The sequence below is a fragment of the Streptomyces spinosisporus genome, from assembly GCF_022698145.1.
Classification (GTDB): domain Bacteria; phylum Actinomycetota; class Actinomycetes; order Streptomycetales; family Streptomycetaceae; genus Streptomyces; species Streptomyces spinosisporus.
On sequence record NZ_JALDAX010000056.1, the window covers coordinates 1 to 1,110 of the forward strand.

The window sequence follows — 1,110 nt, forward strand, 5'->3', positions numbered from 1 at the left end:
TTCGCCCAGGACCCTGGGGGTCACGGCGTTCTCGATGTCGGCGGGGGGCGGGTCGCCCTTGTCCACCCAGAAGTAGGGCTTGTCGCAGTCGAGTGCGCCCGGGTCGCCCTCACGCCCCTTGGTCACATACGAATCCCACCAGTAACCCTTGCCGGTCTTCTCCTTGTTGAAGTCCTTGTACGTGCCGGGCTTGTCGCCGCCCTTCTCGTACGTGTTGCGCTGCTCCAGGTCCCACTGAGATCCGGTCGACTCCGCGTTCCAGATGGGCTCCAGATAGGCCTTGAGCTCCGCGGGGCTGTACTTGGGTGCGTAATAGCACGCCGGCGGCGTCCAGTTCGTCGTCGAGGTGACGGGGCCGGCCGACTGCCCTGAGCCGTTGTGGGACCGGTCGTAGACGACGGCTCCCACGGTGGCGGAGATTCCGCCCTTGCCGTCCGAGCCACCGGATTCATCCGTGTGGTGCTGGGAGCCCTGTCCGTCACCCGGCCCATACGCCGAGGCAGTGCCCGGCAATCCGAGGCCACACACCGTCACGAATACGCTGAGAGTCAGGATCCGCCCCCGACCGGTCACCCGGCGCATGTCTTGTCCCCCCGCTTCGAAATCAGATTGCTGGTCTGCCACACGCCCTGCTTGTTCTTCACCAGGCGGGTGTTGTACAGCACGTACGGGCTGTCCTGAGAGGGGGTCCGGTCGACCTTGTTGGTCTTACGGTTCTTGTTGAAACCCTTGCTCTCGTCGGAGCAGTAAACGACAGACGCCGTGGTGCTGTTGCTGAGCGTCACCTTGGGGGCGTAATAACGTGTGGTGCCGGTGAAGGAGAGGTTGGCCTTCACATATTCCTGCACCCAGGCCACAGCGTCCGACAAGGCCTTGTCCCGGTAGTAGAACGTGAGACCCGGCGCGCTGGCGTCGCCGCGCAGGATGGCGTCGTTGGTCGCGTCAATGCGTCGGGCTGTTTCCGCCAGAACCGTGTCCTTGGTCGCGTCGCCCGTTTTCCAGTCCTCGTACTTGTCCGTGACGTCCGACGGCAACGTGATGTGCGGACGGCCGGCGGCATCGGAGGCCGAAGCGCTCGGCGATGCCGCCGACGGGCTTCCCGCGTCTGCT

Annotated in this window: 1 protein-coding gene and 1 pseudogene; both read right to left on the minus strand. The window is 64.9% G+C overall.

Annotated elements, in window-relative coordinates:
- Positions 1-408: pseudogene (locus MQN93_RS43660) on the minus strand (hypothetical protein); the annotation flags it as partial.
- Positions 409-569: 161 nt separating this feature from the next.
- The coding region (locus tag MQN93_RS43665) for a hypothetical protein (protein WP_242713912.1) at positions 570-1,110 on the minus strand (541 nt) is incomplete at its 5' end.